Annotated in this window: 1 pseudogene; it reads right to left on the bottom strand. The window is 45.7% G+C overall.

The annotated features are described in order from the left end of the window. Window positions 1-96: 96 nt before the first annotated feature. A pseudogene (locus BGK49_RS30545) lies at window positions 97-162 on the bottom strand (CDP-alcohol phosphatidyltransferase family protein); the annotation flags it as partial. Window positions 163-414 lie beyond the last annotated feature (252 nt).

Raw genomic sequence — 414 nt, 5'->3', positions numbered from 1 at the left:
GTGCGCTGGGTTATCGCTCGCCACGGGAATATCTGCGGCAGCGGGCTTGTAATGGGTTAAGTGATAACAGATGTCTGGAAATATAGGGGCAAATCCATAAAGCCAAAACATCGTCGGCCTTAACAGCGACTGAAAGAGCGGTTTTATCTGGTAGAGCGTCATTTATCATTCCGTGATATTCAGTTTGCTCTATGGTGCATCAATTGTGATGGCGGAGATATCACAACGCGGAGCATCAACGTAAATTCGGAATATATCAAGATGTGGTGGATGGTTTTCCTACACATCTGTTTGATTACCGACTGGATGTCAGTGAGGGTAATGCTGCCAACTTACTGATTTAGTGTATGATGGTGATTTTAAGGTGCTTGCGTGGCTTCCATTTCCATCAGATGTCCTTCCTGCTCCGCTACT

Origin of the sequence: Shigella sp. FC1544 (assembly GCF_001722145.1) — a bacterium.
Classification (GTDB): domain Bacteria; phylum Pseudomonadota; class Gammaproteobacteria; order Enterobacterales; family Enterobacteriaceae; genus Escherichia; species Escherichia coli.
Note: the sequence above shows the minus strand (reverse complement) of the source record. Positions and strands in the feature narration are given on the sequence as shown.